Annotated in this window: 23 protein-coding genes; 14 read left to right on the forward strand and 9 right to left on the reverse strand. The window is 59.7% G+C overall.

The genetic code is table 11. The annotated features are described in order from the left end of the window. Positions 1-32: 32 nt before the first annotated feature. The gene (locus tag GVL50_RS08095; RefSeq protein WP_159812422.1) at positions 33-1649 is read right to left on the reverse strand and encodes a murein L,D-transpeptidase; all 1617 of its coding nucleotides are present in this window, start codon (positions 1647-1649) and stop codon (positions 33-35) included. A 150-nt stretch (positions 1650-1799) separates the two neighbouring features. On the opposite strand from GVL50_RS08095, the gene GVL50_RS08100 reads away from it, so the two are divergent. The 4 genes from GVL50_RS08100 to GVL50_RS08115 all read left to right on the forward strand — a co-directional run bounded on the left by GVL50_RS08100 (position 1800) and on the right by GVL50_RS08115 (position 5074). Beyond that, positions 1800-2513 carry a murein L,D-transpeptidase catalytic domain family protein gene (locus GVL50_RS08100; RefSeq protein ID WP_053121034.1) on the forward strand — a complete coding sequence of 238 codons (714 nt, stop codon included), beginning with the start codon at positions 1800-1802 and terminating at the stop codon, positions 2511-2513. Positions 2514-2732: 219 nt separating this feature from the next. Further along, positions 2733-2990: a DUF2790 domain-containing protein gene (locus tag GVL50_RS08105; protein ID WP_053121035.1), complete on the forward strand. Its 258-nt coding sequence runs from the start codon at positions 2733-2735 to the stop codon at positions 2988-2990. Positions 2991-2999: 9 nt separating this feature from the next. Beyond that, positions 3000-3671 (forward strand): heavy metal response regulator transcription factor, encoded by a 672-nt coding sequence (locus GVL50_RS08110; protein WP_159812423.1) that lies wholly within the window; start codon positions 3000-3002, stop codon positions 3669-3671. After that, the gene (locus GVL50_RS08115; RefSeq protein ID WP_159812424.1) at positions 3668-5074 is read left to right on the forward strand and encodes a heavy metal sensor histidine kinase; all 1407 of its coding nucleotides are present in this window, start codon (positions 3668-3670) and stop codon (positions 5072-5074) included. Before GVL50_RS08110 ends, GVL50_RS08115 begins: the two co-directional genes overlap by 4 nt. Here the strand turns inward: GVL50_RS08115 and GVL50_RS08120 are convergent. Continuing rightward, positions 5071-6537, reverse strand: a complete 1467-nt coding sequence (locus GVL50_RS08120; protein ID WP_159812425.1) for an MFS transporter — start codon at positions 6535-6537, stop codon at positions 5071-5073. The two genes, GVL50_RS08115 and GVL50_RS08120, sit on opposite strands and share 4 nt — an antisense overlap. A gap of 103 nt (positions 6538-6640) precedes the next feature. Here GVL50_RS08120 and GVL50_RS08125 point away from each other — a divergent pair, with 103 nt between their 5' ends. Next, positions 6641-7528, forward strand: coding sequence for a LysR family transcriptional regulator (locus GVL50_RS08125; RefSeq protein ID WP_159812426.1), 888 nt, complete (start codon positions 6641-6643; stop codon positions 7526-7528). On the opposite strand, the gene GVL50_RS08130 is transcribed toward GVL50_RS08125, so the two are convergent. After that, the gene (locus tag GVL50_RS08130; RefSeq protein WP_053121048.1) at positions 7525-8145 is read right to left on the reverse strand and encodes a cell wall hydrolase; all 621 of its coding nucleotides are present in this window, start codon (positions 8143-8145) and stop codon (positions 7525-7527) included. The genes GVL50_RS08125 and GVL50_RS08130 overlap by 4 nt on opposite strands. A 208-nt stretch (positions 8146-8353) precedes the next feature. Between GVL50_RS08130 and GVL50_RS08135 the strand changes: the two genes are divergently transcribed. The 5 genes from GVL50_RS08135 to GVL50_RS08155 all read left to right on the forward strand — a co-directional run bounded on the left by GVL50_RS08135 (position 8354) and on the right by GVL50_RS08155 (position 15118). Next, positions 8354-9196 (forward strand): CAP domain-containing protein, encoded by an 843-nt coding sequence (locus GVL50_RS08135; RefSeq protein WP_371262379.1) that lies wholly within the window; start codon positions 8354-8356, stop codon positions 9194-9196. Between the two features lie 422 nt (positions 9197-9618). Further along, the gene (locus tag GVL50_RS08140) at positions 9619-10515 is read left to right on the forward strand and encodes a bestrophin family protein (RefSeq protein ID WP_159812427.1); all 897 of its coding nucleotides are present in this window, start codon (positions 9619-9621) and stop codon (positions 10513-10515) included. A 341-nt stretch (positions 10516-10856) separates the two neighbouring features. Continuing rightward, positions 10857-11741: a LysR family transcriptional regulator gene (locus GVL50_RS08145; RefSeq protein WP_159812428.1), complete on the forward strand. Its 885-nt coding sequence runs from the start codon at positions 10857-10859 to the stop codon at positions 11739-11741. Between the two features lie 580 nt (positions 11742-12321). Beyond that, positions 12322-13686: a glutamine synthetase family protein gene (locus GVL50_RS08150; protein ID WP_159812429.1), complete on the forward strand. Its 1365-nt coding sequence runs from the start codon at positions 12322-12324 to the stop codon at positions 13684-13686. Between the two features lie 148 nt (positions 13687-13834). Continuing rightward, positions 13835-15118 (forward strand): FAD-binding oxidoreductase, encoded by a 1284-nt coding sequence (locus tag GVL50_RS08155; RefSeq protein WP_159812430.1) that lies wholly within the window; start codon positions 13835-13837, stop codon positions 15116-15118. 109 nt (positions 15119-15227) lie between these two features. Here GVL50_RS08155 and GVL50_RS08160 read toward each other — a convergent pair whose 3' ends face one another. Further along, entirely contained in the window at positions 15228-16013 is a 786-nt protein-coding gene (locus GVL50_RS08160) for a DeoR/GlpR family DNA-binding transcription regulator (protein WP_159812431.1), read from the reverse strand. A gap of 254 nt (positions 16014-16267) precedes the next feature. Beyond that, positions 16268-17161, reverse strand: coding sequence for a LysR family transcriptional regulator (locus GVL50_RS08165; RefSeq protein WP_178124164.1), 894 nt, complete (start codon positions 17159-17161; stop codon positions 16268-16270). A gap of 84 nt (positions 17162-17245) precedes the next feature. Here GVL50_RS08165 and GVL50_RS08170 point away from each other — a divergent pair, with 84 nt between their 5' ends. Further along, positions 17246-18022, forward strand: a complete 777-nt coding sequence (locus GVL50_RS08170; RefSeq protein WP_159812433.1) for an NAD(P)H-dependent oxidoreductase — start codon at positions 17246-17248, stop codon at positions 18020-18022. 255 nt (positions 18023-18277) lie between these two features. Continuing rightward, positions 18278-18709: a hypothetical protein gene (locus GVL50_RS08175; protein WP_159812434.1), complete on the forward strand. Its 432-nt coding sequence runs from the start codon at positions 18278-18280 to the stop codon at positions 18707-18709. Between the two features lie 85 nt (positions 18710-18794). On the opposite strand, the gene GVL50_RS08180 is transcribed toward GVL50_RS08175, so the two are convergent. The 4 genes from GVL50_RS08180 to GVL50_RS08195 form a co-directional block, all read right to left on the reverse strand. Continuing rightward, on the reverse strand, positions 18795-19343 hold the full coding sequence (locus GVL50_RS08180; protein ID WP_053121083.1) for a cupin domain-containing protein: 549 nt from the start codon (positions 19341-19343) through the stop codon (positions 18795-18797). A 364-nt stretch (positions 19344-19707) separates the two neighbouring features. After that, positions 19708-20991, reverse strand: a complete 1284-nt coding sequence (locus tag GVL50_RS08185; protein WP_053121085.1) for an FAD-binding oxidoreductase — start codon at positions 20989-20991, stop codon at positions 19708-19710. Positions 20992-21044: 53 nt separating this feature from the next. Continuing rightward, positions 21045-22535 carry an aldehyde dehydrogenase gene (locus GVL50_RS08190; protein WP_159812435.1) on the reverse strand — a complete coding sequence of 497 codons (1491 nt, stop codon included), beginning with the start codon at positions 22533-22535 and terminating at the stop codon, positions 21045-21047. Between the two features lie 247 nt (positions 22536-22782). Continuing rightward, entirely contained in the window at positions 22783-24159 is a 1377-nt protein-coding gene (locus GVL50_RS08195) for a glutamine synthetase family protein (protein ID WP_159812436.1), read from the reverse strand. Positions 24160-24441: 282 nt separating this feature from the next. On the opposite strand from GVL50_RS08195, the gene GVL50_RS08200 reads away from it, so the two are divergent. Together GVL50_RS08200 and GVL50_RS08205 are read left to right on the forward strand one after the other, a co-directional pair. Then, positions 24442-25203: a gamma-glutamyl-gamma-aminobutyrate hydrolase family protein gene (locus GVL50_RS08200; RefSeq protein ID WP_159812437.1), complete on the forward strand. Its 762-nt coding sequence runs from the start codon at positions 24442-24444 to the stop codon at positions 25201-25203. Positions 25204-25549: 346 nt separating this feature from the next. Further along, positions 25550-26692, forward strand: a complete 1143-nt coding sequence (locus tag GVL50_RS08205; RefSeq protein ID WP_053121089.1) for an ABC transporter ATP-binding protein — start codon at positions 25550-25552, stop codon at positions 26690-26692. Positions 26693-26714 lie beyond the last annotated feature (22 nt).

The following is a 26714-nucleotide window of genomic DNA, read 5'->3' on the forward strand; positions in this document are numbered from 1 at the left end:
CTCCTACAGGGGATTGGGGGATGGCTGGGGAGTCAGTGCGCGCGGTCGAGGCCGGCGAGCAAGGCGCTGTCCCGGCTGTAGATGTCTGGCGCGTAGCGCACGTGGCCGTCGCTGCCGACTTGCGCCGTCCAGTAGGTCATCAGGATCGGTACCGGTGCGGACAGACGAAATTCGTGAGTCGTCCCGGTCGCCAACAGCGTTTCGGTACGGGCCTTTTCCGCCGGGCTCAGCAACAAATCGCGCAGCTGCATCGGGTGCTCGACCCGCACACAACCGGAACTGAACGCACGCGGCCCCTTGTCGAACAGCGCCTTGCTCGGCGTGTCATGCAGATACACCGAGAACGGATTGGGAAAACGAATGACCATCTGCCCCAGCGGATTGCGCGGGCCGGCGTCCTGACGCAAAAGGATGTTGCCGGGATTGTCCCAGTCGACATCCGCCGCAGCCAAAGGCTGGCCGTTGGCATCGAGCACTTGCAAATTCTGGCGGCTGAGGAAAGTCTGATCCTTGCGGATCGCCGGCAGTTTGTCTTCTTTCCAGATGGTCGGCGGCACCGTCCAGGTCGGGTTGAGGGTCAGGCGCGTGACGCGGGATTTCAGCAGCGGTGTCTGCCGTTCGGCACGACCGACCTGGGTGCGGGTTTGCCACACCGGTTGGCCGCCCTGATACAGGGTTAATTCGGCAGCGGCGACGTTGACCAGCAGCCCATCCGGCTCCATGTCCTGCGCCATCCAGCGGAAACGTTCGAGGTTGACCCGCAGTTGCTCGCGGCGAGTCAGCGGGCTGATGTTGAGTTCGGCAATCGTCCCCGGCCCGACCACGCCGTCGGCCTGCAACGAATGATTGGCCTGAAAACTTTTCACCGCCTCGACCAGCATGCCCTCGTAAGCGTTGCCCGGCGTGCTGCCGGCGTGGGCCAGATAGCCTTCGCTGTACAGACGCTGAGCCAGTTCCGGCACGCGTTTGTCTTCCATGTCCGGACGCAACAACGGGCCATTACCGACCGATTGCCACTGCGGCAAGGCCTTGAGACGTTGTGCGGCGTAGAGGTGACGCAGGCTCTGATATTGCGCGAGGTGTGGACGCGCGCGATCGAAGGCGCCGGGAATGTCCTGCATGCCCGGCACGGCAATCGCCAACAATTCCGCCTGACGGTCACGCGGGGTGTCATCGGCATGCCACAGCGGCTCGAAGTGCGACTGCAACAGGCTGCCGTAATGCAGATCCTGCAGGGCTTGCAAGTAGTAGCGGCTGATGTCGATGTCGGCGCAGAGTTCGCCATCCTGCGGAGGAATGCTCGCTACTGGGTAGCGTTTTGGATTCAGGCCATCGTCGGCCAACAGCGGCAATTGCGCTTGTAAAGCCTGCAAACGTCCGGATTCACTGGCCCACACTGGCATCCAGTCCTGCTGTTCATAGAACGCCTGCAACTGGGTCAACGCCGCCACGCTCAGACGCGCGGCAATCGCCGGACAGGCCTGCGGCAGACTGATCAAAACAGCCTGCAACGGACTCTGCGGTTCGACCGGCAACTCGGCCGGTGGCGTCGGCAGCGTCTGCAAGGGCGGCAGCGGCTCATCGGCACAAGCGACAAACGGCGCAGCGAGCAAACAAATGCTCAAGTAGCATGCGTACTTTTTGAACAACTGCTTTACTCCAATCCATGGCCGTCCAGATGACGGTCAACCTTACATCAGGTGTGCTGAACAGTCAGGCTCGATCTTCGGGCGTGGCGGTTATGACTGGGAGTCAGGAGCCAAAGTGCCAAATGAGTAGCAAGTGAGGACACTTTATAAATGTTGACGTTTTTGCGCCGACTTCTGCTGTCCACCGCGACCCTTGTCGCTGTGACCAGTCCAGTTTTTGCCGCCGGCAAACCATCGCCGGTTCTCTACAACAGCCTCGCCCACGCCGCGCCAGAACTCAATCCCCAGGCGCTGAAAGGTGCATTAAGCGCCATGCAATGCGCGGTCAACAATGGGGCGAAGCCGTCCCGCCATCTGGCCGTCATCGATTATTCGCAACCGTCCACAGAACGCCGCTTGTGGATTTTCGACCTGAGCAAACAGAAGTTGGTTCTACGCGATTTGGTGGCGCACGGTTCCAACTCCGGCGAAAACTTTGCCACGCAGTTTTCCAACCGTGAAGGCAGTTACCAATCCAGCCTCGGTCTGTTCCGCACGCAGGAAAGTTACAGCGGCGCCCACGGCTATTCCTTGCGCATGGACGGTCTGGAACCGGGCTTCAATGACATGGCCCGCGATCGCGCGATCGTCATTCACGCCGCCAGTTATGTGAATCCGTTGTGGAGCAAGAAACAGGGGCGCATCGGCCGCAGCCAGGGTTGCCCGGCGGTTCGGCCACAGATTGCCAAGCAAGTGATTGATCGATTGAAGGATGGCCAGTTCATGTTTTCCTGGTACCCGGATCAGCGCTGGCTGAAATCCTCGCCGTACCTCAACTGCCAGCCGCAGCAGGTAGCGAGCATCCTCAGCACCCACGCCAGCTAACCAACACAAATCCCCCTGTAGGAGCTGCCGAAGGCTGCGATCTCTTGATTTTGACTGTTAAAAACAAGATCAAAAGATCGCAGCCTTCGGCAGCTCCTACAGGGGTGTGTTTCATTACAACTTTGTCATTCAGCTGTCGGTTTGCCGTGCGGATCGCTCGGTAGCCTGATGTTGTCCCGGCGCTTACGCCGATCAACACCAACCACTGAGTGACTGACCATGAAAACCCTCCTGCTCGCCCTTACCACCCTCCTCGCCACCGGCTCCGTGTTCGCCGCGAACATGCCCGACACCGCCGTCATCCATGACAAATCCGCCTTCTACGTCAATCTGGATGTCGACAAAGTACTCTCCAGCACCGATATTTCTCAGGCCTGCGGTGTGGTTCCGGCGCAACTCAACTACCTCGACCATCAGGGCCGCGAACATGTGCTGAACTATGACGTGCAAGGCAGCGGCTGCATCAATGACCATTGAGAGTGATCGATGAATATTCTGGTTGTCGAAGACGAACCCAAGGCCGGCAATTATCTGCTCAACGGTTTGCAGGAACTCGGCTACAGCGTAAGCCTGGCGCGCAACGGCGCCGACGGTTTGCACCTGGCGCTGGAACACAGCTTCGACGTGATCGTGCTCGATGTGATGATGCCGAAAATGGATGGCTGGGAAGTCCTGCGCCGGCTACGCAAGGAGGCCGACACGCCGGTGCTGTTCCTGACTGCCCGCGACGATATCGCCGACCGCGTCAAAGGCCTCGAACTGGGCGCGGACGATTACCTGATCAAACCGTTTTCCTTCGCCGAACTGGTGGCGCGTCTGCGCACCCTGACCCGACGCGGGCCGATTCATGAAGATGAACAACTGCAAGTCGCCGACCTGCAAATCGACGTGCTCAAACGCCGAGTGAGTCGCGGCGGAGTGCGCATCACCCTGACCAATAAAGAGTTCGCCCTGCTGCAACTGTTCGCCACGCACACCGGGCAAGTGCTCGCCCGTTCGCTGATCGCGTCGCGGGTGTGGGACATGAATTTCGACAGCGACACCAACGTGGTCGACGTCGCCGTACGCCGCTTACGGGCGAAAATCGATGACCCGTTCCAGCTCAAGCTGATCCACAGCGTGCGCGGCATCGGCTACCGTTTCGACACACAGCCATGAGCGCGAAACGGGCTTATTCCCTGACCCTGCGCCTGGCGCTGGTGTTCGCCCTGCTCGCCTTCGCGTCGCTGGCCGGGCTCGGCGCGGCGCTGTACAGCGAGCTGGAAGAACAGCTGATTCGCCGCGACGACATCTCGCTGGTCAGCCGCGTCGACCAGTTGCGCACCTTCCTTAACGACAGCAACACCCTCGAGCTGATCAAGAACAAACCGGCGCTGTTCCAGAACATGCTCGGCAACCGCGAGGCACTGCTGACCATCGGCGCCCCGGGTGAACCGCCATTGCTGGTGGTCAATCCGGGCAACCTGACCACGCCGACATTGCCAGCGGTGCCGATCAATCACACGATGACGCTGAACGATGTACAGCATCTGCCGAACGTTAACGGCGTACCGTTTTCGGCGGTGGCGGCTGAGATCGACTCTGGTGAACTGGGCAATCTGCAAGTCACAACCGGACGCCTGATGAGCGAACGCACGGCGATGCTCGCCAATTATCGTTTGAGCGTTTATGGCCTGGCGACGTTGGCGGCGCTGCTGCTCGCAGTGATCGGCTGTTTGCTGGTCTATCGCGGTTTGCTGCCGTTACGCCGATTGGCCAGGCACGCTCATGGCATCGGTGTCGGCAATCTCGGCGAACGCCTCGACAGCCAGGGCGCACCACGAGAATTGCTGCCGATGATCGATGCGTTCAACGCCATGCTCGATCGCCTCGCCAAAGGTTTTGCGCAGTTGAGTCAGGTGTCCACCGACATGGCTCACGAACTGCGTACGCCGATCAATAACCTGCTCGGCGAAACCCAGGTCGCCCTGCATCAGAACCGCAGCATCGAAGCCTATCAGCAGTTGCTCGCCTCCAATGTCGAAGAGCTGGAACGGCTGACGCGGATGCTCGACAACATGCTGTTTCTTGCGCGCACTGATCCGGCGAGTGCGCTGAGCCAGCGTCAGGAGCTCGATGCGGCGGACGAGATGCAGCGCATTGCTGATTATTTTGAAGGGTTGGCGGCGGACGTTGGCGTGTGCATTGAAGCGCGTGGCAGCGGTGTGATCTGGGCCGAGCCGATGTTGCTGCGGCGGGCGCTGGCGAACCTTTGCGCGAATGCGATCAAGTACGGTGCGGCGGATTCGACAGTGCAGGTTGAAGCGATCGCTGAGCCTGAGGGCAGTTATCTGCGGGTGCGCAACCACGGCGCGACCATTGCGCCTGAGCATCTGGCGCGGTTGTTTGAGCGCTTTTATCGCGTGGATCAATCGCGCGAGCGTTCGGCACAATCGAATGGTTTGGGCCTGTCGATTGTTGCGACGATCATGCAGTTGCATCAAGGCCGGTACAGCGCCAGCAGTGCTGATGGCGTGACCTGCTTCGAACTGTTCTTCCCTGCTCGCCAAACCCGAGACTAACGATCACCGCCATTCCCCTGTGGGAGCGGGCTTGCTCGCGAAGGCGGAGTGACAGTCAACGCAGTGTTGCCTGATTCACCGCTTTCGCGAGCAAGCCCGCTCCCACAATTGAACTGCGTTCGACTTATGATCAATGCCATGAACGCTATTGCAGTGGCGACCGCGAAGGTGATGTGTAAACCACTGGCAATTGCTGCTGCCGGCGCCTCCGTCGGATCCCCCGCCGCCAGTGCAAACACCGCGCCCATCACCGCCGCCCCGGTGATCAAGCCCAGATTACGCGCCAGCCCCAAAAGCGCCGAGACCACCCCACGCTGATCCTGACTCACGCCGGCCATCAACCCGGTGTTATTGGCTGCCTGAAACAACGCATAGCTGACCGCAACCATCGCAATCGGCAACACGTACGCGAACACGCCAAGGCTCATCGGCAACGACGCCAACAAGCCACAACCACAAGCCAAGCCCAGCAACGCACCCGGCACGATCCGGCGCGCACCAAAGCGATCCACCAGACGCCCGGCCGGCACACCGCCAAACGCCGACAACAACGGCCCGACCGACAACACCAGTCCAACCATGGCGCTGCTCAAACCCAAACCCCGGCTCAAGTAAAACGGCCCAACGACCAATGTGGTCATCATCACGGTAGTCACCAATAACGTCAGCAAGAGGCTGCTGCTCAATCGCCGGTCGGCAAACAGCGACAAGCGAATAAGCGGCGCCTTCACCCTCATCTCGATAAAAACAAACAGCCCCGCGCCGCACGCGCTGACCAGCAACAACGGCAGGGTCAGCCCTGTCAGCGTCATCGCCAGCGCATAAGCCGCCAGCGTCAACACCAACACCCCGGTGCCGAAATAATCAAAGGCAACCCGTGTGCTGATCGCTCGATCTGCCGGCAGATAGCGGAACACCAACCACGCATTGAGCAAACCCAACGGTACGTTAAGCAGAAAAATCGAATGCCAGCCGAGATGAGCCATCAACAATCCGCCCAGCGACGGCCCGAGGGTGGTGCCGGTCGCTGACATGGTCGCCAACAAACCCATCGCACTGCCCGCCCGTGACTTCGGCACCGCATCGGCCACCAGCGCGACGGTCAAGGCAAACATGATCGCCGCGCCAACGCCTTGCACCGCTCGCGCGCCGATCAACCAACCCAGTCCCGGTGCCAATGCACAGCACAACGAGGCCGCAGTGAAAACGCCGATGCCGATCAACAGCAATCGGCGCCGACCGATGCCGTCGCCCAGCCGCCCGACGCTGACAATCAGCGTGGTGACTGTCAGCAGGTAAGCCAGAACGATCCACTGCACCTGTTGGAACGTCGCATCAAACGCCGCCGCCAGCATCGGTAAGCCGGCATTGGCAATGCTGGTGTCCAGCGACGGCATCAACATCGACAGGGCCAGACTGGTCAGCGCCCATCGGGCTGAAGTGGTCAGGGGTTCTCGCGGCATCTTTCGCTCACTTGGCAGAGGTGATGCTGCATAGCCTGAGCCTCGACAATACAAGGCACAAGACGCATGCTTTGCACTCGATACCTGCATGGAACGCCATGTCATGTCCGCACCCGATCTGAACCTGTTGATCACCCTCGACGTGCTGCTGCGTGAAGGCAGCGTCGCCCGCGCGGCCAAATGCCTGCGATTGAGTCCTTCGGCGATGAGTCGCGCCCTGGCCCGTCTGCGCGAGACCACCGGCGATCCGCTGCTGGTGCGGGCCGGTCGCGGTCTGGTGCCGACGCCGCGTGCGTTGGAGTTGCGCGAACGCGTCAGTCATCTGGTGCAGGAAGCCGAGGCGGTGTTGCGCCCTGCCGACGTGCTCGACCCGAGCCGATTGCAACGCACCTTTACCCTGCGCAACACCGACGGTTTTGTCGAAACTTTCGCCGCCGCCCTGCTCACGCGCATTGCTGAAGAAGCACCCGGTGTGCGCCTGCGTTTTGTGCAGAAGGCCGACAAGGACAGCACGCCGCTGCGCGAGGGTCGCGTTGATCTGGAGACCGGCGTGATCGACGACAGCACCGACCCGACGCTGCACAGCCGCATTCTGTTTCAGGATCACTGGATCGGTGTGGTGCGTGAGGGGCATCCCTTGAGTTCGGGAAAAGTCAGCAGCAAGCGTTTTGCCGGTGGCGAGCACATTCTGATTTCCCGACGCGGGCGCAGCAGCGGCCCGGTAGACGAAGCGCTGCTCGCACTCGGGCTGACGCGGGACATCGTCACCTCGTTCGGCGGTTTTTCCGCGGCGCTGACGCTGGTGCGCGAATCGGATTTGATCGCCACCGTTCCGGAGCGCCACACCAGCAAACTGCGCAGCGGCCTGCACAGTTTCGCTCTGCCCTTCGAGATGCCGCCGATCAGCGTCTCAATGCTTTGGCATCCGCGCATGGACGCTGATCCGGCACACCGCTGGTTGCGCGATTGTGTGCGTCAGGTCTGCGCCTAACGCGCGTCGCCACCGGCCGGTTTATAGAAGAGGAATTTTTTCGTTTCGGCGGTTTTGCGGTACTCCTTGGCCCAGCTCGGGTGGACGTTGCGGTCGTGGAAGTACAGCGCGCCGCGGGTGCGATCCGGGAGCTGACGGTTGAGCGCTTTGCCGGCGATTTCCTTGGCCAGCGCGTATTCGGAATCCTCCTTGACCTGATCAGCCTTGCCATCGCACCACCAGGAAAACTGGCAGCTCTTGGTTTCCGAACCCTGCTTGACCACCGCGCACACGGTGTCAGGAAAACCTTCGTGGCCGAGACGATTCATCACCACGCTGGCCACCGCTTCCATTTCCGGGGTGTCTTTGCCTTTGGCTTCCCAGTAGATACTGCGCGCCAGGCAGGTCAGCGGATCATCCAGCGGTGCAGCGCCGGCAGGGTCGACCGCTTGCGCCTCGGTCGGGGTAATCGCTTCGGCTTTCGGCGCCGGTGCGCTGCTGACTTTGTCCGCCGCTTTCTCCTCCAGCACCTGCGCTTTCTCTTCAGCCTTCGCCTTGATCGGGGCCTGATCGGTGGCCCATGCGGAGCCCGCCAACAGGATGCAAACCATACAGCCAGCCAAGCCTTTCAATCCCATGTCAGTTCTTCCGGCAGCGCCCGCTAAGGGCAACGTGTTGCGTGGGTGAGACGCCCGGATCCCGGGGTCTTCGGTGAGTGTAGACGGCAAAACGCCAGACAAAGTTGCGCAGAAAAAACCGCCGAATGAAGAAAAAGACATTGCACCTACCGGGGGCCTTTCGCGCATCATGGACGCATTCAGCTCAAGGGAGATTTCCATGCGCTTCATGCCATTCGTTTTACGTTGTGCCGCGTTGTCCGCTGGCGTTGTGTTGGCCATCCCGGCGCTGGCCAGCGATGAATCGCAACTGATCGAGTCGATCAACAGCTACCGCAGCCAGCCGCAACGTTGCGGTTCGCAGGCCTCCAATGAGTTGCCGCCGCTGTCGGCCGAGCCCCGCTTGCGCCTGCCGGCCAGTGGCGCGGTGGATTTGCAGCAAGCCATGGCCAGCGCCAGTTACCCGATGGTCAATGTGCAGGCGATTACCCTGAATGGCCCGCGCGATGCGGCGTCGGCGATGCAGGCGATTCAGGAAAGTTTTTGTCAGGTGGTGCTCGATCCGCAGTTCGTCGATGTCGGCGTCAGCCGCGCCGATCGCGATTGGCGCATCGTGCTGGCGCGACCGCTGTTGTCGGCCAAACTCGGCGATGCGCAAAGTGAAGGGCAGAAACTGCTGGAGCAACTCAACGTCGCCCGCAGTCAGCCGCGCCAGTGCGGTGGTCAGGCCTTCGCCGCTGCCGCGCCGTTGGCCTGGAACGCTGCGCTGGGCACGATTTCCCAGGATCACAGCCGCGACATGGCCAACAACAATTATTTCGACCATAAGGATCGCGACGGCCGCACCCCCGGCGACCGCGCTGAACTGGCCGGTTACAGCGGTCAACTGGTCGGCGAAAACATCGCCGCCGGCCAAGACACCGTGCGCAAAGTCGTCGACGGCTGGATCGCCAGCCCCGGCCACTGCGCCAACCTGATGAACCCACAATACAAAGAACTCGGCGCCGCCTACGCCACCGACCCGAAAAGCAGCGCAGGCATCTACTGGACCGCCATGTTCGGGGCGCAGTAACCTGAATCTAAAACCTCCACAGATCCAATGTGGGAGTGGGCTTGCTCACGAAGAGGTCGGCACATTCAGGATTGATGTCGACTGACCTGACCTCTTCGCGAGCAAGCCCGCTCCCACAGGGCCTGAGGTGTTTGGATGATTTTGGGCATGACCGAGATCAAAGGTGGGAGTGGGCTTGCTCACGAAGGGGTCGGCTCATTCAACATTGATGTCGACTGACCTGACGCCTTCGCGAGCAGGCTCGCTCCCACAGGTTGCAGGGGTCATCAATTTGATCGATCGTGCGGTCATTCAAACTGATTGGACGCGCCTTTCTGCCGCTCTTACTCTGCGCCGCCATTGCAGCCAACTAGACTCATCGGCGTGGCGCTGCACAACCCGTTGATCCGCCACGCCCCCATGCATAACCAGGGCAGAACAGCATGATCGTCCGACCCAAGATTCATCCCATTGCCATCCTGTTCACCCTCAAGGGTTCGATCGCCAAACGCATCGCGTTGCGCGCGCTGATGATCACGCTGTTGGCGTCGGCCATTGTGCTGGTGGAAATCCTCCATCCGAGCTATTTCGCCAGTGTCAGCGCGACGCCATTTACGCTGCTCGGTTTGTCGCTGTCGATCTTCATGAGTTTTCGCAACAACGCCTGTTATGACCGCTGGTACGAAGCGCGCAAGGCGTGGGGCGAGGTGATCGTGCACATTCGTTCGATCATTCGCGAAACCCACGTCATCCGTGACTCCGCCGAGCGCAAACCGTTGCTGCTTAATCTGTGCGGCTTCGCCCATGCGCTGAACGCCCGGTTGCGCAAAGAAAGTGAAGCGGATGCCAGCAGCCAATGGGTCATGCCCAAGCCGGATCCGCAGACGCCCGATTACAGCGGACGAATTCTGCAAACGGTTGGCCAGCAGTGTTCCGACTTGCATCAAAACGGTGAGCTGACGGAGTGGCGCTACATGCTGCTCGCCAATCACCTGACCAGCCTGACCCAGGCGCAGGCGGTGTGCGACCGGATCAAAACCACGCCGCTGCCGTTTCCCTACACGCTGTTGCTGCATCGCACGATTTATCTGTTCTGCATCCTGTTGCCCTTCGCCATGGCCGAACCATTGGGCTGGTTGACGCCACTGTTCACAGCGATTGTCAGCTACACGTTTTTCGGCCTCGATGCGATTGCCGATGAGCTGGAAGACCCCTTTGGCCGCGACGAGAATGATCTGCCAACGGATGCGCTGGTGCGCACGCTGGAGCGCGATATTCTCTGGGAGCTCGGCGCAGAAATGCCGCCGGCGCTTAAGCCTGTGGACTATGTCTTGAGCTGACCGCAAATTCCCCACCCCCCCAATATAGACGAGCACCACAAAACCCTTGTAGGAGTGAGCCTGCTCGCGATGACGGACTGCCAGCCAACATCGTTGTCGCCTGACTTGCCGCTATCGCGAGCAGGCTCACTCCTACAGTTGTGTTTTTTGCAGGGCTTTGAAGAGTTCGCTGTCCGCCAGACGCTGCGTATCGGCCACTTTGCCGGCGGTCGATAAGCCTTTAAACACTTCCGATTGGACGAATACGCCCTCAAATGAGATCGTCGCGCCCTGCACCTTTGGTGCGCGGTACGCATCTGCGTCAATACTCCACCCAGAAATCCCATCGAGCAGGTGCCGTCGTGGACATCAAACAACTCAAATTCCTGATCGCACTGGACGAAACCCGTCACTTCGGTCAGGCCGCCGCCCGCTGCCACATCACTCAGCCGACCCTGTCGATGCGCCTGCGCAATCTCGAAGAGGAGCTGGATCTGGTGCTGGTCAATCGTGGTCAGCGCTTTGAGGGGTTCACCGAGGCTGGCGAGCGCGTACTGGCCTGGGCCCGCACGTTGCTGGCGGCGCATGATGGTTTGTTCGCCGAAGCGGCGGCCTGTCGCGGGCAACTGGTCGGCAGTCTGCGCCTGGGTCTGGTGCCGCTGAGCAGCTTCAATCCGGTCGATTATATTCAGGGATTGTCGGGGTCTTATCCCGAGTTGACGTTCAGCCTGTCCTCACTCAGCTCCGACGAGATCATCTCCAGTCTGGGCAACAATCAACTGGACTTGGGCGTGTGCTATCTCGATCACGTCAATCCGGCCTATTTCGAGTTTTTCGAGATCGGTCAAACCCGCGTCGGATTGCTCTACGACAACCGGCATTTCCAGTTCGAAGGCACTCAGATGAGTTGGGAAGAAGCCGCGCAATTGCCGCTGGGCATGATCACCACCGGCATGCATTACCGCAAATCCATCGACCTGAGTTTTCGCAGTCGCGGCTTGAGTCCGCAGCCGATCATGGAGAGTGATTCGACCTATCAGTTGTTACAGGCGATTCACCAGGGTTTCTGCTGCGCAATCATGCCGCTGGACAGCGGAATGGAGGAGCCGATTGAGCATCTGTCGTTCATGACCCTGCCGGACGCCAGCGTGCTCGCACCGTTGGGGATGGTGATGCGCAAGACCGAACCGCGCTCGGCGATTGCTGAAAAGTGTTTTGCTGAAGCGCGGAAGATGCTTGAGGGCTGATGTGCACACCTGAACCAAGGCCAAATACAAAACTTGTGGTGAGGGGATTTATCCCCGATGGACTGCGCAGCAGGCCTAGATTTTTTGGGGCTGCTACGCAACCCGTCGGGGATAAATCCCCTCACCACAGGTTTTTTGGCAACCTGCACAAGAGGGGTTGTCAGAAGCAGGTGTTCAAGATATTTCACATTGATCGTTTACACGCCCGCGGATTCCCCCTTACTATCCGGGCACACCGGTCGACGGGTCAGCCCCGACACCGACGTTTTCCGCCAACGGAAACACGCGTTATGAGTACGTATCTACAACAACTAAAATCGTTGAACGTCTCCGCTGTGTGCGCCCTCTGTCATAGGGGCCGCGCATGAATCGTATCGTCAATCTCCCCATGGCCCTGCGCCGTTCCAAGTTGCGTCACTCCGCACGCCCGCCGGATGTCTGCGTTTCTGCCTGATCACGTCTGAAAAACGTGTAGGCCTTTTCTCTTTCGATATCCCTGCCAGGACACTTGGGCTTTCGCCCATTACTGTCTCTTGGCCCGAATCTGCGCGCCTGTGCGGCGCAACTCTGAGTGATTGCCATGAAATTCGCAGCGATTGAAGACGCACGCCTGTTCCTCGACCAAAACCCTGATATCGACATGATCGAGCTGTTCATTCTCGACGCCAACGGAGTGCCGCGCGGCAAGCTGTTGCACCGTGAAGAACTGCTCGCGGTGTACGAAAGTGGTCGGCCTCTTCCAAGCACCATCCTCGGTCTGACCGTGCAAGGTGAAGACGTTGAAAACTCCGGTCTGGTCTGGGAGGTCGGCGATATCGACTGCCGTGCCTATCCGTTGGAAGGCAGCCTGGTGCGTCTGCCATGGCGGCAAATTCCGACCGCCGCCGTGCAAGTCAGCATGCACCCGAAGGAAGGCATGCCAGCGAGCATCGCCGACCCGCGTCACCTGCTGATCAAGGTTATCGACGGCCTCAAAGCCGAGGGTTATCACCCGGTGATGGCCTGCGAGCTGGAGTTCTATCTGCTCGACGCCAAACGCGATCACAACGGTCGTCCGCAACCGGCACTGGATGCCGACGGTGGGCGACCGCGACACACACAGGTCTACGGTTTACGCGAGCTGGAACAGATCGAACCGTTCCTCGCCGACCTCTACAGCGCCTGCAAACTGCACGGTATTCCGGCGCGTACGGCGATCTCCGAATACGCCCCGGGACAGGTGGAAATCACCCTCGAACACGGCGATGCGCTGGAAGCGATGGATCAGGCTGTGCGTTACAAACGTCTGGTCAAAGCGGTCGCGCACAAGCACGGCATGCAAGCGACGTTCATGGCTAAACCGTTCGATGATCTGGCCGGCACCGGCATGCACATGCACGTCAGTCTGGCGGATGCCGAGGGGCGCAATCTGTTCGCTTCCGAAGACCCGGCCGGCACCCCGCTGCTGCGCACGGCGATTGGTGGCATGCTCGCGTCGTTGCTCGACACGCTGTTGATGTTCTGCCCGAACGCCAACTCGTACCGCCGCTTTCAGGCCAATAGTTACGCACCGTTGGCGCCGACCTGGGGCGTCGACAACCGCACCGTCAGCCTGCGCGTACCGGGTGGCCCGGCCAATACCCGCCACATCGAACACCGCATCTGCGGCGCCGATGCCAACCCGTATCTGGCAGCGGCGGCGATCCTTGCTGGCATTCATCGCGGCATCAGTGAAAACATTGATCCGGGCGCACCGGTTGAAGGCAACGGTTACGCGCAGGCGAAGGAATTGCTGCCGACTGATTGGCTGACCTCGTTGCAGGCGCTGGAGAAATCGGCGTGGGCGCGGGATGCCTTGGGGCAGGAGTTTCTTGGGGTGTATCTGGCGGTGAAGCGTGCCGAGTACCGGCAGTTCATGGCTGAAGTGGGTGAGCAGGATTGGCGTTGGTACCTGACCGAAGCTTAATGATTCGACACCGAACCTGTGGGAGCGAGCTTGCTCGCGAAGGCGTCGTCACATTCAACATTTTGGCTGACTGACACACCGCTTTCGCGAGCAAGCTCGCTCCCACAGGGGATTGGACTCCGACTCCCGAATTTGTGTGGACACTGACATGACCGAACGCTGCAATTCCTACTACACCGCCACCCTCAACCAGGACACCGACTACCCGACCCTGCAAGGTCGGCACACGGTCGATGTGGTGATCATCGGTGGCGGGTTTACTGGCGTTGCCACCGCCGTCGAGCTCGCCGAAAAAGGCCTGAAAGTCGCCATTGTCGAGAGCAACAAAATTGGCTGGGGCGCCACCGGGCGTAACGGCGGGCAAGTCACCGGCAGCCTCTCCGGCGACGGTGCGATGCGCAAACAGATGCGCGCGAAACTCGGCGATGACGTCGACGATTTCATCTGGCACCTGCGTTGGCGCGGACACGAAATCATCAAGCAACGCGTGGCGAAATACGCCATTCAGTGCGACCTCAAACACGGTCATCTGCACGCAGCCTACAAGCCGAGCCACATGCCCGATCTGCGCAACGACTACGAAGAAGCCGTGCGGCGCGGACTGGGCGATGAAGTCAGCCTGCTCGACCGTAGCCAGGTGCGCGATCTGCTGCAAAGCGACCTCTATCACGGCGCGATCAAGAACACTCGCAACATGCACCTGCACCCGCTCAATCTGTGCATCGGCGAAGCGCGGGCAGCGGAAAGTCTCGGCGCGCTGATCTTCGAAAACAGCGAAGTGCTGGAGATCATTCATGGCGATAAGCCTGGCATAAGAACCGCTCACGGCCAGATCGACGCCAAGCAAGTGATGCTCGCCGGCGACGTCTACCACAAGCTCGAACCTGGCAAACTCAAGGGCAAGATTTTCCCGGCCATGGGCGGCATCGTAACCACCGCGCCGCTCGGTGATCTGGCCAAACAGATCAACCCCGAAGACCTCGCGGTCTACGACTGCCGCTTCGTTCTCGATTACTACCGCCTCACCGCCGACGGGCGCTTGCTGTTCGGCGGCGGCGCCAACTACAGCGGCAAGGATTCAAGGGACATCGCCGGCGAATTGCGCCCGTGCATCGAGCAAACCTTCCCGGCGCTCAAAGGCGTGCAGATCGACTACCAGTGGAGCTGCGCGATGGGCATCGTCATCAACCGCATCCCGCAACTGGGTAAACTCTCGGACAACGTCTGGTACTGCCAGGGCTACTCCGGCCACGGCATCGCCACCACGCACATCATGGGCGAAATCATGAGCCGCGCGATCACCGGGCAGATGGAGCAGTTCGACATGTTTGCGGGTTGCCAGCACATTCGTGTGCCGATGGGCGATTTGCTCGGGAACCCGATGCTGGCTGCGGGGATGTGGTACTACCAGATGCTTGAAAAGTTGCGTTGAACCGACACCTTCCCTTGTAGGAGCTGCCGAAGGCTGCGATCTTTTGATCTTGTTTTTAGAATCAAAATCAAAAGATCGCAGCCTTCGGCAGCTCCTACAGGAGGCGGCTTTAGTCTTGTAGTTGCTCCACAACAATCCCCAACCGTCGATAATCCTCAACACTCCCCGACGCCACATGCCGCTCGGTGATCAACATGTGCAACCGCTCACACCCCGCCACCACAAACGGCTCCACCGCGCCCAACTTGTCCGCCGTAGTCACGGCAATCACCCGCGTCGCGCCATCGAGCATCGCCTGCTTCACCGGCACTTCATCAAAATGCAGCGAAGTAATCCCCACCTCCGGATGAATCGCGCAGACGCCGGTAATCGCCAGATCCGCCTTGATCCCCGCCAGCAAGCGCAGCGCCTCATGCCCACCCGCCGACATCGTTCGCGGATTCAACGTCCCGCCTGCCAGAATCACTTTCACACCCTTGAATTCCGCCAGCGCAATCGCCGTCATCGGCGCAGCCGTCACTGCCGTGATCTGGATATCCGCGCGCAGCGATCGGGCGACCTGCAACGTCGTCGAACCCGAATCAAACAGCACAATCTGCCCGTCCTCGACCTGCTGCGCCGCCAGTTGCGCCAGACGGATTTTCACCTCATCGGTCTCATCCAGCCGCGTGAAGTAATCCTTGCCTGAATCTTTCGGACGCGGCAACGCCCCTCCATGAACCCGCTGCACGAGGCCGGCGTTATCCAGCTCGGCGAGGTCGCGGCGGATGGTGTCTTCGGAAACAGCGAAGTGTTGGCTCAACTCGGAGGCCATGACTTTGCCGTCGCGTTCGAGCAGCAGAAGGATTTTTTGCCGGCGCAATGAAGGCAGTTCGGCTGCGGAATGATCGTGCATGTATTTGCCTGTTTATGCTTGTAGTTGCAGGTTTCTGCAAGACTAGCGAAACCCTCGAGCAAACACAAACCGGCGGGTATCAATTACTTCGATCATTGCAATCAACAAGGCGAATTTTTTCTTTGCTTTCAGCCTGTTCAGAATGGCCCGACTTTAAAAGGCTCAGGATGAACACCTCATGAATCTCAATTTTGCGTTTGCGTGCATGATCGTCGTGTCGTTTGCGGTGGCTCTCGGTCACGCCTGACAGCATCTCAGACCGACGCCAACAGATGTTCACGAAGCCATTTGTGCGCCGGATCGCGATGCGCGCGTTCGCCCCAGAACATCGCCATTTCGTAACCGGGCACTGGCAGCGGTGCGTCGACCACTTGCAATGCTGGATTGCCGCGCACAAGACGTGACGGCAGCATCGCCACCAGATCGGTGCTGACCAGCACCGACATCGCCATCAGAAAATGCGGCACCGACAGCACCACTTTTCGTTGCAAACCGACCTCTGCCAACGCCTTGTCGGTCACCCCGAAAAACCCTCCGCCCTCCCGCGACACCAGGACGTGTTCCAACGCGCAGAACTGTTTGCGCGTTGGCACGCGCTGCAAATCCGGATGACCAACGCGACCAGCCAGCACATAGCGTTCGGTGAACAATGGCCGCGTGTGCAGGTTCAGCGGCGCGTCTTCGCTGATGTGCAGGGCGATGTCGAAGACGCCCTGCTCCGCCTGTTTCACCAACTGCGCAGGTGTCAGATCGATCACGGCCAATCGCGTGCCCGGTGCCTGTTTGCGTAATCCGCTGAGCGCCGGTAACACCACCGTCGTTTCACCGTAATCGGTGGCAGCGACTTTCCAGGTGTGCGTCGCCTGCGCCGGATCAAACGCGCTGGCCGGCGCGACCGCCCTCTCCAATGCCTCCAACGCTTCGCGCAACGGCTCGCGCAATTCATCGGCGCGCACCGTCGGGCGCATTCCGCGCGGCCCGGGCAGCAGCAACGGATCACCAAAAATGTCGCGCAGTTTGGCCAGATGCACACTCACCGAAGGCTGCGACAGGTTCAGCCGCTGCGCGGCGCGGGTGACGTTGTGTTCGGACAGCAACACATCGAGGGTCAGCAACAGATTGATATCGAGGCGTCTCAAATTATTCATGGCTATACCAGACATATCAGACATTCATTTCCAATATACCGCTTGAACGCTGATCCTGCAGTCCTCAGCCAACGGAGCTACAGCATGAATGTATTACTGGTTTACGCCCACCCTGAACCGACTTCCCTCAACGGCTCGCTCCGCGACTTCAGCGTCCAGCGCCTGCAAGCCGCCGGCCACACCGTGCAGGTCTCCGATCTCTACGCGATGAATTGGAAAACCACCCTCGACGCCGAGGACGCTCCGGAGCGCGACACCACAAAACCGTTCCACGCCTCGCTCGACTCAAAAGTGGCGTACGCCGAAGGCAGCCAAGCCGCCGACATCGCTCGCGAACAGGAAAAACTGCAGTGGGCCGACACGCTGATTCTGCAGTTCCCGATGTGGTGGTTTTCGATGCCGGCGATCCTCAAAGGCTGGGTCGAACGCGTCTACGCCTACGGTTTTGCCTACGGCGTTGGCGAACATTCCGACAGCCGCTGGGGTGAGCGTTATGGCGAAGGGAAAATGCAAGGCAAACGGGCGATGTTGATGGTCACCACCGGCGGCTGGGAGTCGCACTACGCTTCACGCGGGATCAACGGCCCGATGGATGATCTGCTGTTTCCGATCCAGCACGGGATTCTGTATTACCCCGGTTTTGAAGTGGTGCCGCCGTTCGTGGTGTATCGCACCAGCCGCATGGATGAGGCGCGCTATGCCGAGACGTGTGAAGAATTGGGGCGGAGGCTGGATGAATTGTGGAGCACGCGGCCGATTGCGTTTCGCCAGCAGAATGCCGGGGAGTACGAGATTCCGGCGTTGACGTTGAAGGATGATGTCGCGCCCGATCAACAGGGTTTTTCCGGGCACATTATTTGATGTTTGCCGCAAACCTTTGGAGGGTATTTGTCCCCGCTGGGCTGCGCAGCAGCGCCAAACCCTGCAAACGGATTTTTCCAGACAGACCGAGTTGTATGGTTTTGGGGCTGCTTCGCAGCCCAACGGGGATAAATCCCCTCGCCACAAGCGTCCGATCGCCCGCAAACCCGATTGAACCTCCTTCCTCTATGCCATCTCGAAACTCTAAAGCGCCCATTCATCGTTAGACGCGGCGCCCTCTTCGAGGAAATCCCGATGAACATTCGATTTCTGTTGCTGATCGCCACGTTTGCCATCATCCCGACTTGCGTCATGGCCGAGGGTTGCGACGTCCAGACCCAATCCTCCAGCGCCTCGGTGCCGGCCATCGAAACCCATAGTTGCTACGAATACGAAGGCATGCCGGTGAATGCCATCGACTGGTCGTGCAGCAACGAAAGCAAAGACATGCTCAGCAGCACAAAAAACAAAGTGGAAAACTGTGCGGATCACTATCAGGCCGCGTGCATCGCGACCATCACTCAGGAATCGCTCGCCAACCCGCACTCCACCAGCAAGGACAAAAACGCCAAGGCGCTAAACATCCCCGACAATGCGCAAGTGACCACGTATTACTACGACGTTGAGCATTTGGCCCAGGCGCGGATTGATTGTGAGAATGGCGGCGGGCAGTGGAAGGCGAAGTAGTTAAACGTTGAAACTTTGATCGCTCGATTTGTGCCCACAAAAAAACCGCATCGCTGCGGTTTTTAGTGTGCTCAGAGTGACTGCCTTAGAAGTTCGCCGGCGTGTTCGCACTGATGATCTCGGCTTCATCGGCGCCGATATTGCGGAACTTGTGCGGTAACGTGGTGGGAAAGTAGTAACCATCCCCCGCGCCCAAAACGCTCACCTGGCCGTCGACGGTCAACTCGACAGTGCCGCGCGTGACCAGCCCGCACTCCTCGCCTTCGGCGTGCACGATCGGCTCTTCACCGGAACTTGCGCCCGGCGCGTATTGCTCGCGCAGCAAGCGCATCTGGCGACTTGGCACCGAGGCACCGATCAGCAGCAGGCGCAGGCCATGACGGCCGAGATCCGGCTGTTCATTGGCGCGGAAGACGTATTGATGTTCGCGCGGCGGCTGGTCGAAGGTGAAGAAGTCGGCCAGGGACATCGGGATGCCTTCGAGCAGCTTTTTGAGTGAGCTGACTGAAGGGCTGACGCGATTTTGTTCGATCAGGGAAATGGTGGCATTGGTCACGCCGCTACGCCGGGCCAGCTCGCGCTGGGAGAGTTTGTAGCTTTCGCGTACTAGTTTGAGTCGAGAACCCGTATCCATGACAGCCTTATGTGAGAACGACTTAAGGGCGATGGGGGTGGGTGGCGGGTGACGCGCCAAGGGCGCGGATCACGTTGCTCCCGTGTCCCGGAACCGTGAAAGGCGGCTATTAAATCACGTTTGGTGGTGTTGCTCAGCAGGTTCGATGGACGGTGGGGCAAAAGTCCTTCTCGCCTTGGAAATACAGCAAATGTGGGAGCGGGATTGCTCGCGAATGTGATGTATAAGGCGACATCTGTATTGGCGGAAATGGCCTCTTCGCGAGCAAGCCCGCTCCCACAATTGGATCTCTGCTGTATCAGTACCAGATGATACGAGAATAAAAACCGGCGCGGTCTTGGCGACCGTCGCCGGGGAGGTAACTTTAGATGCCGAAACGGTCGCGCAGCGAGTAGTACACGGCGCCAAGAGCGGTCAACGGCGCGGAGAACGTGCGGCCGCCGAGCATTGGCATGTGCGGCAACGAGGCGAACGCATCGAAACGCTCGGCATCGCCACGGATCATTTCCGAGATCAGCTTGCCGGCCAAGTGCGAGCACGTCACGCCGTGACCGCTGTAGCCTTGCATGTAATAGGCGTTTTTCTCGATGCGACCGAATTGCGGCATGCGCGACATGGTCAGCAGGAAGTTGCCGGTCCAGCGGTAGTCGATTTTGACGTCTTTGAGCTGCGGGAAGGTCTTGAGAATCTTCGGGCGGATCAGTTGTTCGATGTCGTCCGGTTCACGCGCGCCGTAGACCACGCCGCCGCCGTACAACAGACGGTTGTCGGCAGTCAGGCGGTAGTAGTCCAACAGGTAATTGCAGTCTTCGACGCAGTAATTGTTGGTGATCAAGCTGCGCGCCTGCTTTTCAGTCAACGGTTCGGTGACAACGATCTGCGAGCCGCACGGCATGCTTTTCGCGGTCACGCGGTTGTCCAGACCTTGCGGCAGGTAAGCGTTGCCAGCGATCAACAGATACTTGGCGCGCACCTGGCCTTTGGCAGTACGGATAACGTTCGGCTCGCCATATTTGATTTCCACGGCAGCCGACTGCTCGTAGATCTTGCCGCCCAGACGCACGATGGCTGCCGCTTCACCGAGTGCCAGGTTCAACGGATGAACGTGGCCGCCCTGCATGTCGAGCAAGCCGCCAACGTAAGCGTCGGAACCGACTTCGCGACGAATCTCAGCCGCGTCGAGCATCTTCAGGTTGTTGTTGCCGTAACGTTCCCAGCCGCGTTTTTGCTCGGCCAGACCGTTCAGTTGTTTCTTGTTCATCGCTGCGAAGATGCCGCCCGGGCGGTAGTCGCATTTGATGTCGTAATCCTTGATGCGCGAACGGATGATGTCGGCGCCTTCAAAAATCATGCTGCCGAGGATCTCTGCGGTCTTGTCGCCATAGCGCGCTTCGATCACGTCGACGTCGCGGCTGTAGGAGTTGACCAGTTGGCCGCCGTTGCGACCGCTGGCGCCGTAGCCGACTTTCGCCGCTTCGAGCACCGTCACTTTATAGCCGGCTTCGGTCAGGAACAGCGCCGAGGACAGGCCGGTGTAGCCGGCGCCGATGATGCAGACATCGCAGTCCACCGCTTCTTCGAGAATCGGAAAATCGATGACTTCGTTGCGGGTGGCGGCGTAGTAGCTGTTGACGTGTTGCTGTTTCATGTTTGTTCTCCGAAGGTCGCCGATCACTGCCGGCGACCGCCGCGGTAAAAGAGTTAGAGCTTGATCCAGGTCGCTTTCAGCTCGGTGTACTTGTCGAACGCGTGCAGCGATTTATCGCGACCGTTGCCCGACTGTTTGAAGCCACCGAACGGTGCGGTCATGTCGCCGCCGTCGTACTGGTTGACCCAGACGCTGCCGGCGCGCAAGCCACGCGCAAAGGTGTGTGCCTTGCTCAGGTTGCTGGTCCAGACACCGGCGGCGAGGCCGAAGATGCTGTCGTTGGCGATCTGCAGCGCTTCTTCAACGGTGTCGAAGGTGATCAGCGACAGCACTGGGCCGAAGATTTCTTCCTGAGCGATGGTCATCGCGTTGGTCACGCCGTCGAACAGCGCCGGTTGCACGTACAGGCCACCGGTTTCTTCGAGGGTGCGCTGGCCGCCGGCAATCAGCTCGGCGCCCTGCTCGCGACCGATGCTGATGTAGCGCAGCACGTTGTCGAGTTGACGCTGATCAACCACGGCACCGACGGTGGTGGCTGGATCGAGGGCGTGACCCGGTTTCCACGCTTGCAGTGCTTCCACCAACAGCGGAATAAATTGCTCGCGGATCGACCGCTCAACCAGCAGGCGCGAACCGGCGGTGCAGACTTCGCCCTGGTTGAACGCAATGGCGCCGGCCGCTGCTTGTGCTGCCGCGCGCAAGTCCGGTGCGTCGGCAAACACCACGTTCGGGCTCTTGCCCCCTGCTTCGAGCCAGACGCGTTTCATGTTGCTTTGGCCGGCATAAATCATCAGTTGCTTGGCAATCGCCGTGGAGCCGGTGAAGGCCAGCACGTCGACGTCCATGTGCAACGCCAACGCTTTGCCGACGGTGTGGCCGAAGCCTGGCAGCACGTTGAACACGCCTTTCGGAATGCCGGCATCCAGCGCCAGCTGCGCGATGCGGATCGCCGTCAGTGGCGATTTTTCCGAAGGTTTCAGAATGAACGAGTTGCCCGCCGCCAGTGCCGGGGCGAATTTCCAGCTGGCCATGATCAGCGGGAAGTTCCACGGCACGATGGCCGCTACGACGCCCGACGGCTCGCGGGTGATCAGGCCGAGTTGGTCGTGTGGGGTCGCGGCGACTTCGTCGTAAATCTTGTCGATGGCTTCGGCGCTCCAGCGGATCGCGTTAGCGGTCGCCGGGATGTCGATGCTCATCGAATCGCTGATCGGTTTACCCATGTCGAGGGTTTCCAGCAGCGCCAGTTCTTCCTGGTTCTGCAGGATCAGATCGGCGAAGCGGATCAGGATGCGTTTGCGCTCGGCCGGGGCTTTGTGCGCCCACACGCCGGATTCAAAAGACTGCCGCGCGACTTCAACGGCGAGGTTGGCGTCGGCTTCATCGGTGCTGGCCACGGAGGCGAGGAAACGGCCGTCGACGGGGCTCAGGCATTCGAAGGTGTCGCCACTGATCGCCGGGCGATATTCACCGTTGATGAACGCGCGGGACTCGATGGTCAGAGACTGGAAGCGTTGTTCCCAGTCGTTGCGGGTAGTTGTCATTGTTGTGGCTCGACAAGGGGGAATTGGGGGTGTTGTCTGGCTGCGATGTCTGGCTTGGATGGCTGCCCTCACCCTAGCCCTCTCCCGGAGGTAGAGGGGACCGACCGAAGTGTCTTGGGATCTGCACCGACCTGAACGACCGAGTCGAATATGGATTCGGCAAAAATCGTTCAGGTCGGCGGATTGCCCGAGCATCCCCGAATCAGTCCCCTCTCCCTTTGGGAGAGGGTTAGGGTGAGGGGGTTTTTCAGACCGTATGCAGATACCAGTTGTACTCAAGGTCAGAGATCGAGTTTTCGAACTCGGCCAGTTCGCTTTCCTTGCACGCGACGAACACGTCGATGTACAGCGGGTCGATGTACTTGGCCATGACTTCGCTGTCGTCCAGCTCGCGCAGTGCGTCGCGCAGGTTGTTCGGCAGGCTCTGTTCGTTCTGCTCGTAGCTGTTGCCTTCAACCGGCGCGCCCGGCTCGATCTTGTTGGTCAGACCGTGGTGAATACCGGCCAAGACAGACGCCATCAGCAAGTACGGGTTGGCGTCGGCACCGGCAACACGGTGCTCGATGCGCACGGAGTCCGGCGAGCCGGTCGGTACGCGCACGGCCACGGTGCGGTTGTCGATGCCCCAGCTTGGCGAGTTCGGTACGTAGAACTGCGCGCCAAAGCGGCGGTAAGAGTTGACGTTCGGGCACAGGAAAGCCATTTGCGCAGGCAGGGTCTCCAGCACACCGCCGATCGCGTGACGCAGCGCGGCGTTCTGCTCGGGATCCTCGCTGGCGAAGATGTTGTTGCCTTCTTTGTCCAGGATCGAAATGTGTACGTGCAGACCGTTGCCAGCCTGGCCGGGATACGGCTTGGCCATGAAGGTGGTGTCCATCTCGTGGTCGTAGGCGATGTTCTTCACCAGACGCTTGAGCAGGACGGCGTAGTCGCACGCCTTGATCGGGTCGGACACGTGATGCAGGTTGACTTCGAACTGCGCCGGGGCGCTTTCCTTGACGATGGCGTCAGCAGGAATGCCCTGCTCTTTCGCGCCTTCGAGGATGTCTTGCAGGCAGTCGACGTATTCGTCGAGATCGTCGATCAGGTACACCTGAGTCGACACCGGACGCTTGCCGGAGACTGGCGAACGTGGCGACTGCGGACGGCCGTTCACGTTGTCCTGGTCGATCAGATAAAACTCGAGTTCGAACGCGGCGCAGATGGTCAGGCCCATTTCGTCGAACTTGCGCACGACGTTGGCCAAGACTTCACGCGGGTCAGCGAAGAACGGCTGGCCTTCCAGTTCGTGCATGGTCATTAACAGTTGTGCGGTCGGGCGCTTTTGCCAAGGTTCGATGCTCAGGGTGCCGGGGATCGGGTAGCAGATGCGGTCAGCATCACCGATGTCCAGACCCAGACCGGTGCTTTCCACCGTGGAGCCATTGATGTCGAGGGCGAAAAGCGAGGCCGGCAGGTTGATGCCTTTCTCGTAAACCTTATGAAGACTGGTGCGTTCGATGCGCTTGCCGCGCACCACACCGTTCATATCCGCAATCAGAAGGTCGACGTACAAAACCTCAGGATATTTCTTAAGGAATGCGTTTGCTTCGTTGAGTTGAACGGTACGCAGAGGGACCGACATGATGCACCTATTTAGCTGTTAATTATTATGTTCACTACCGTGTTGCGCAGCCAGTCAATCCGAAAGGCAAAGTGAAGTCAATAGCGAACAGCTGGCCTCCAAGGGTTTATTTTTAGGGCTTTTATTAACACTCTCGTGCCAACACAGGCGCCAAAGCCCCTAGATTCATGAAGATTTGATGAACGGCGTTTAGTATTTTTTACATGACAGTTGTTAATTAAAATAAACGCGGATAAGCTCCGGAAAAGCTCGTTCAAGTGTCAAACTTCGAGGTGAATAAAAATGGCATTCAAGCCATTGATCGGCGTTACAGCGTGCGTCAAACAGATTGGCCTGCACCCCTATCACATCAGCGGTGACAAGTACTTACGTGCTGTCAGCGTTGGCGCCAACGGGTTGCCAGTGGTCATTCCTTCTCTTGGCAACCTGACTGAAATCGATGACCTGCTCGGTCAACTCGACGGTCTGTTGCTGACCGGCTCGCCCTCGAACGTGGAACCTTTCCACTATCAAGGCCCGGCCAGCGCACCCGGCACGGATCACGATCCGGCGCGGGATGCCACGACCCTTCCTTTATTACGTGCAGCCATCGCGGCGGGCGTTCCGGTGCTCGGCATCTGCCGTGGCTTCCAGGAAATGAACGTGGCGTTCGGCGGCAGCCTGCATCAGAAGGTGCACGAGCTGCCGGGCATGCTTGATCACCGCGAGGCCGACAGCCCGGAACTCGCCGTGCAGTACGCGCCGGCGCATGCCGTGACGGTATTGGGCGGTGGCGTGTTCGAAGCGCTCGAGTTGCCGAGTAAATTTCAGGTCAATTCGATTCACAGCCAGGGCATCGACCGCCTCGCGCCCGGCCTGCGTGCCGAAGCCGTGGCGCCGGACGGTTTGATCGAAGCGATCTCGGTCGCCGACAGCCCGACCTTTGCCCTCGGCGTGCAATGGCACCCGGAATGGCAGGTGCTGGACAACCCGAACTACCTGAAGATTTTCCAGGCATTCGGCGCGGCTTGCCGGCAACGGGCGGCGCAGCGCAACCAGCGCTGATCCAACCCAAGAATACGTAACGATTTACTGCCCCCTCGGATGTCGGGTGTGCCTGCGCACATCCGTCATTCGTGAACAGCAACACCTGTAATAACAACAAGTACGACCCAGGCAGCCAGGACGGCGGCGCCGAACAAGCCAGGACAACCCACTGAAAATGTGGCCCCTGTAGGAGCTGCCGAAGGCTGCGATCTTTTGATGTTGATTGTAAAAAACAAGATCAAAAGATCGCAGCCTTCGGCAGCTCCTACAGGGATATGTGTGAGGGGGATGGTTGTTCCTGGCTTGCAATCCACTTAAGCCCGGCCACGTTGGCTGAGCGAACGAAACCTGTTGGGAGTTTCACATGGCAAACGCCTCCAGCACTTACCGGAAGGCACTTGAAGGTCATCAGCAACCGAAAAAGGTTCTGGTGAAAGTCGATCGTGTCACCAAGAAGTTCGACGAAACCACGGCAGTGGACGATGTGTCCCTGGAGATCCATCAGGGCGAAATCTTCGCCCTGCTCGGCGGCTCCGGTTCGGGCAAATCGACCCTGCTGCGCATGCTTGCCGGTTTCGAGCGGCCGACTGAAGGGCGGATTCTGCTCGACGGCGTGGACATCACCGACATGCCGCCGTACGAGCGGCCGATCAACATGATGTTCCAGTCCTATGCGCTGTTCCCACACATGACCGTCGCGCAGAACATCGCCTTCGGCCTGAAGCAGGATCGTTTGCCGGCCAGCGAAATCGATGCCCGCGTCGATGAAATGCTGCGCCTCGTGCACATGACCCAATACGCCAAACGCAAACCGCATCAGTTGTCCGGCGGTCAGCGTCAACGCGTCGCCCTCGCCCGCTCGCTGGCCAAACGTCCGAAGCTGTTGCTGCTCGACGAACCGATGGGTGCGCTGGATAAAAAGCTGCGTTCGCAGATGCAACTGGAGCTGGTGCAAATCATCGAGCGCGTCGGCGTGACCTGCGTGATGGTGACTCACGACCAGGAAGAAGCCATGACCATGGCTGAGCGCATCGCCATCATGCACCTGGGCTGGATCGCGCAGATCGGCAGCCCGATCGACATCTATGAGGCACCGGTCAGCCGCATGGTCTGCGAATTCATCGGCAACGTGAACGCCTTCGACGGCACCGTGGTGGAAGACCTTGAAGGTCACGCGATCATCCACAGCCCGGACTTGCAGCAGAAAATTTACGTCGGTCACGGCGTCAGCACCTCGGTGCAGGACAAATCGATCACCTACGCGATCCGCCCGGAAAAAATGCTGGTCAGCACCACTAAACCGGAGTTCCGCTACAACTGGTCCGAAGGCAAAGTGCATGACATCGCCTACCTCGGCGGTCACTCGGTGTTCTACGTCGAACTGCCCGGCGGCAAAATCGTCCAGTCGTTCATGGCCAACGCCGAACGCCGTGGCGCGCGTCCGACCTGGGACGACAAAGTCTACGTCTGGTGGGAAGACGACAGCGGCGTGGTACTGCGCTCATGAGAACCTTCAATCAGCAATTCCT

Source organism: Pseudomonas sp. 18058, assembly GCF_902706155.1.
GTDB classification, from domain to species: Bacteria; Pseudomonadota; Gammaproteobacteria; order Pseudomonadales; family Pseudomonadaceae; genus Aquipseudomonas; species Aquipseudomonas rustica.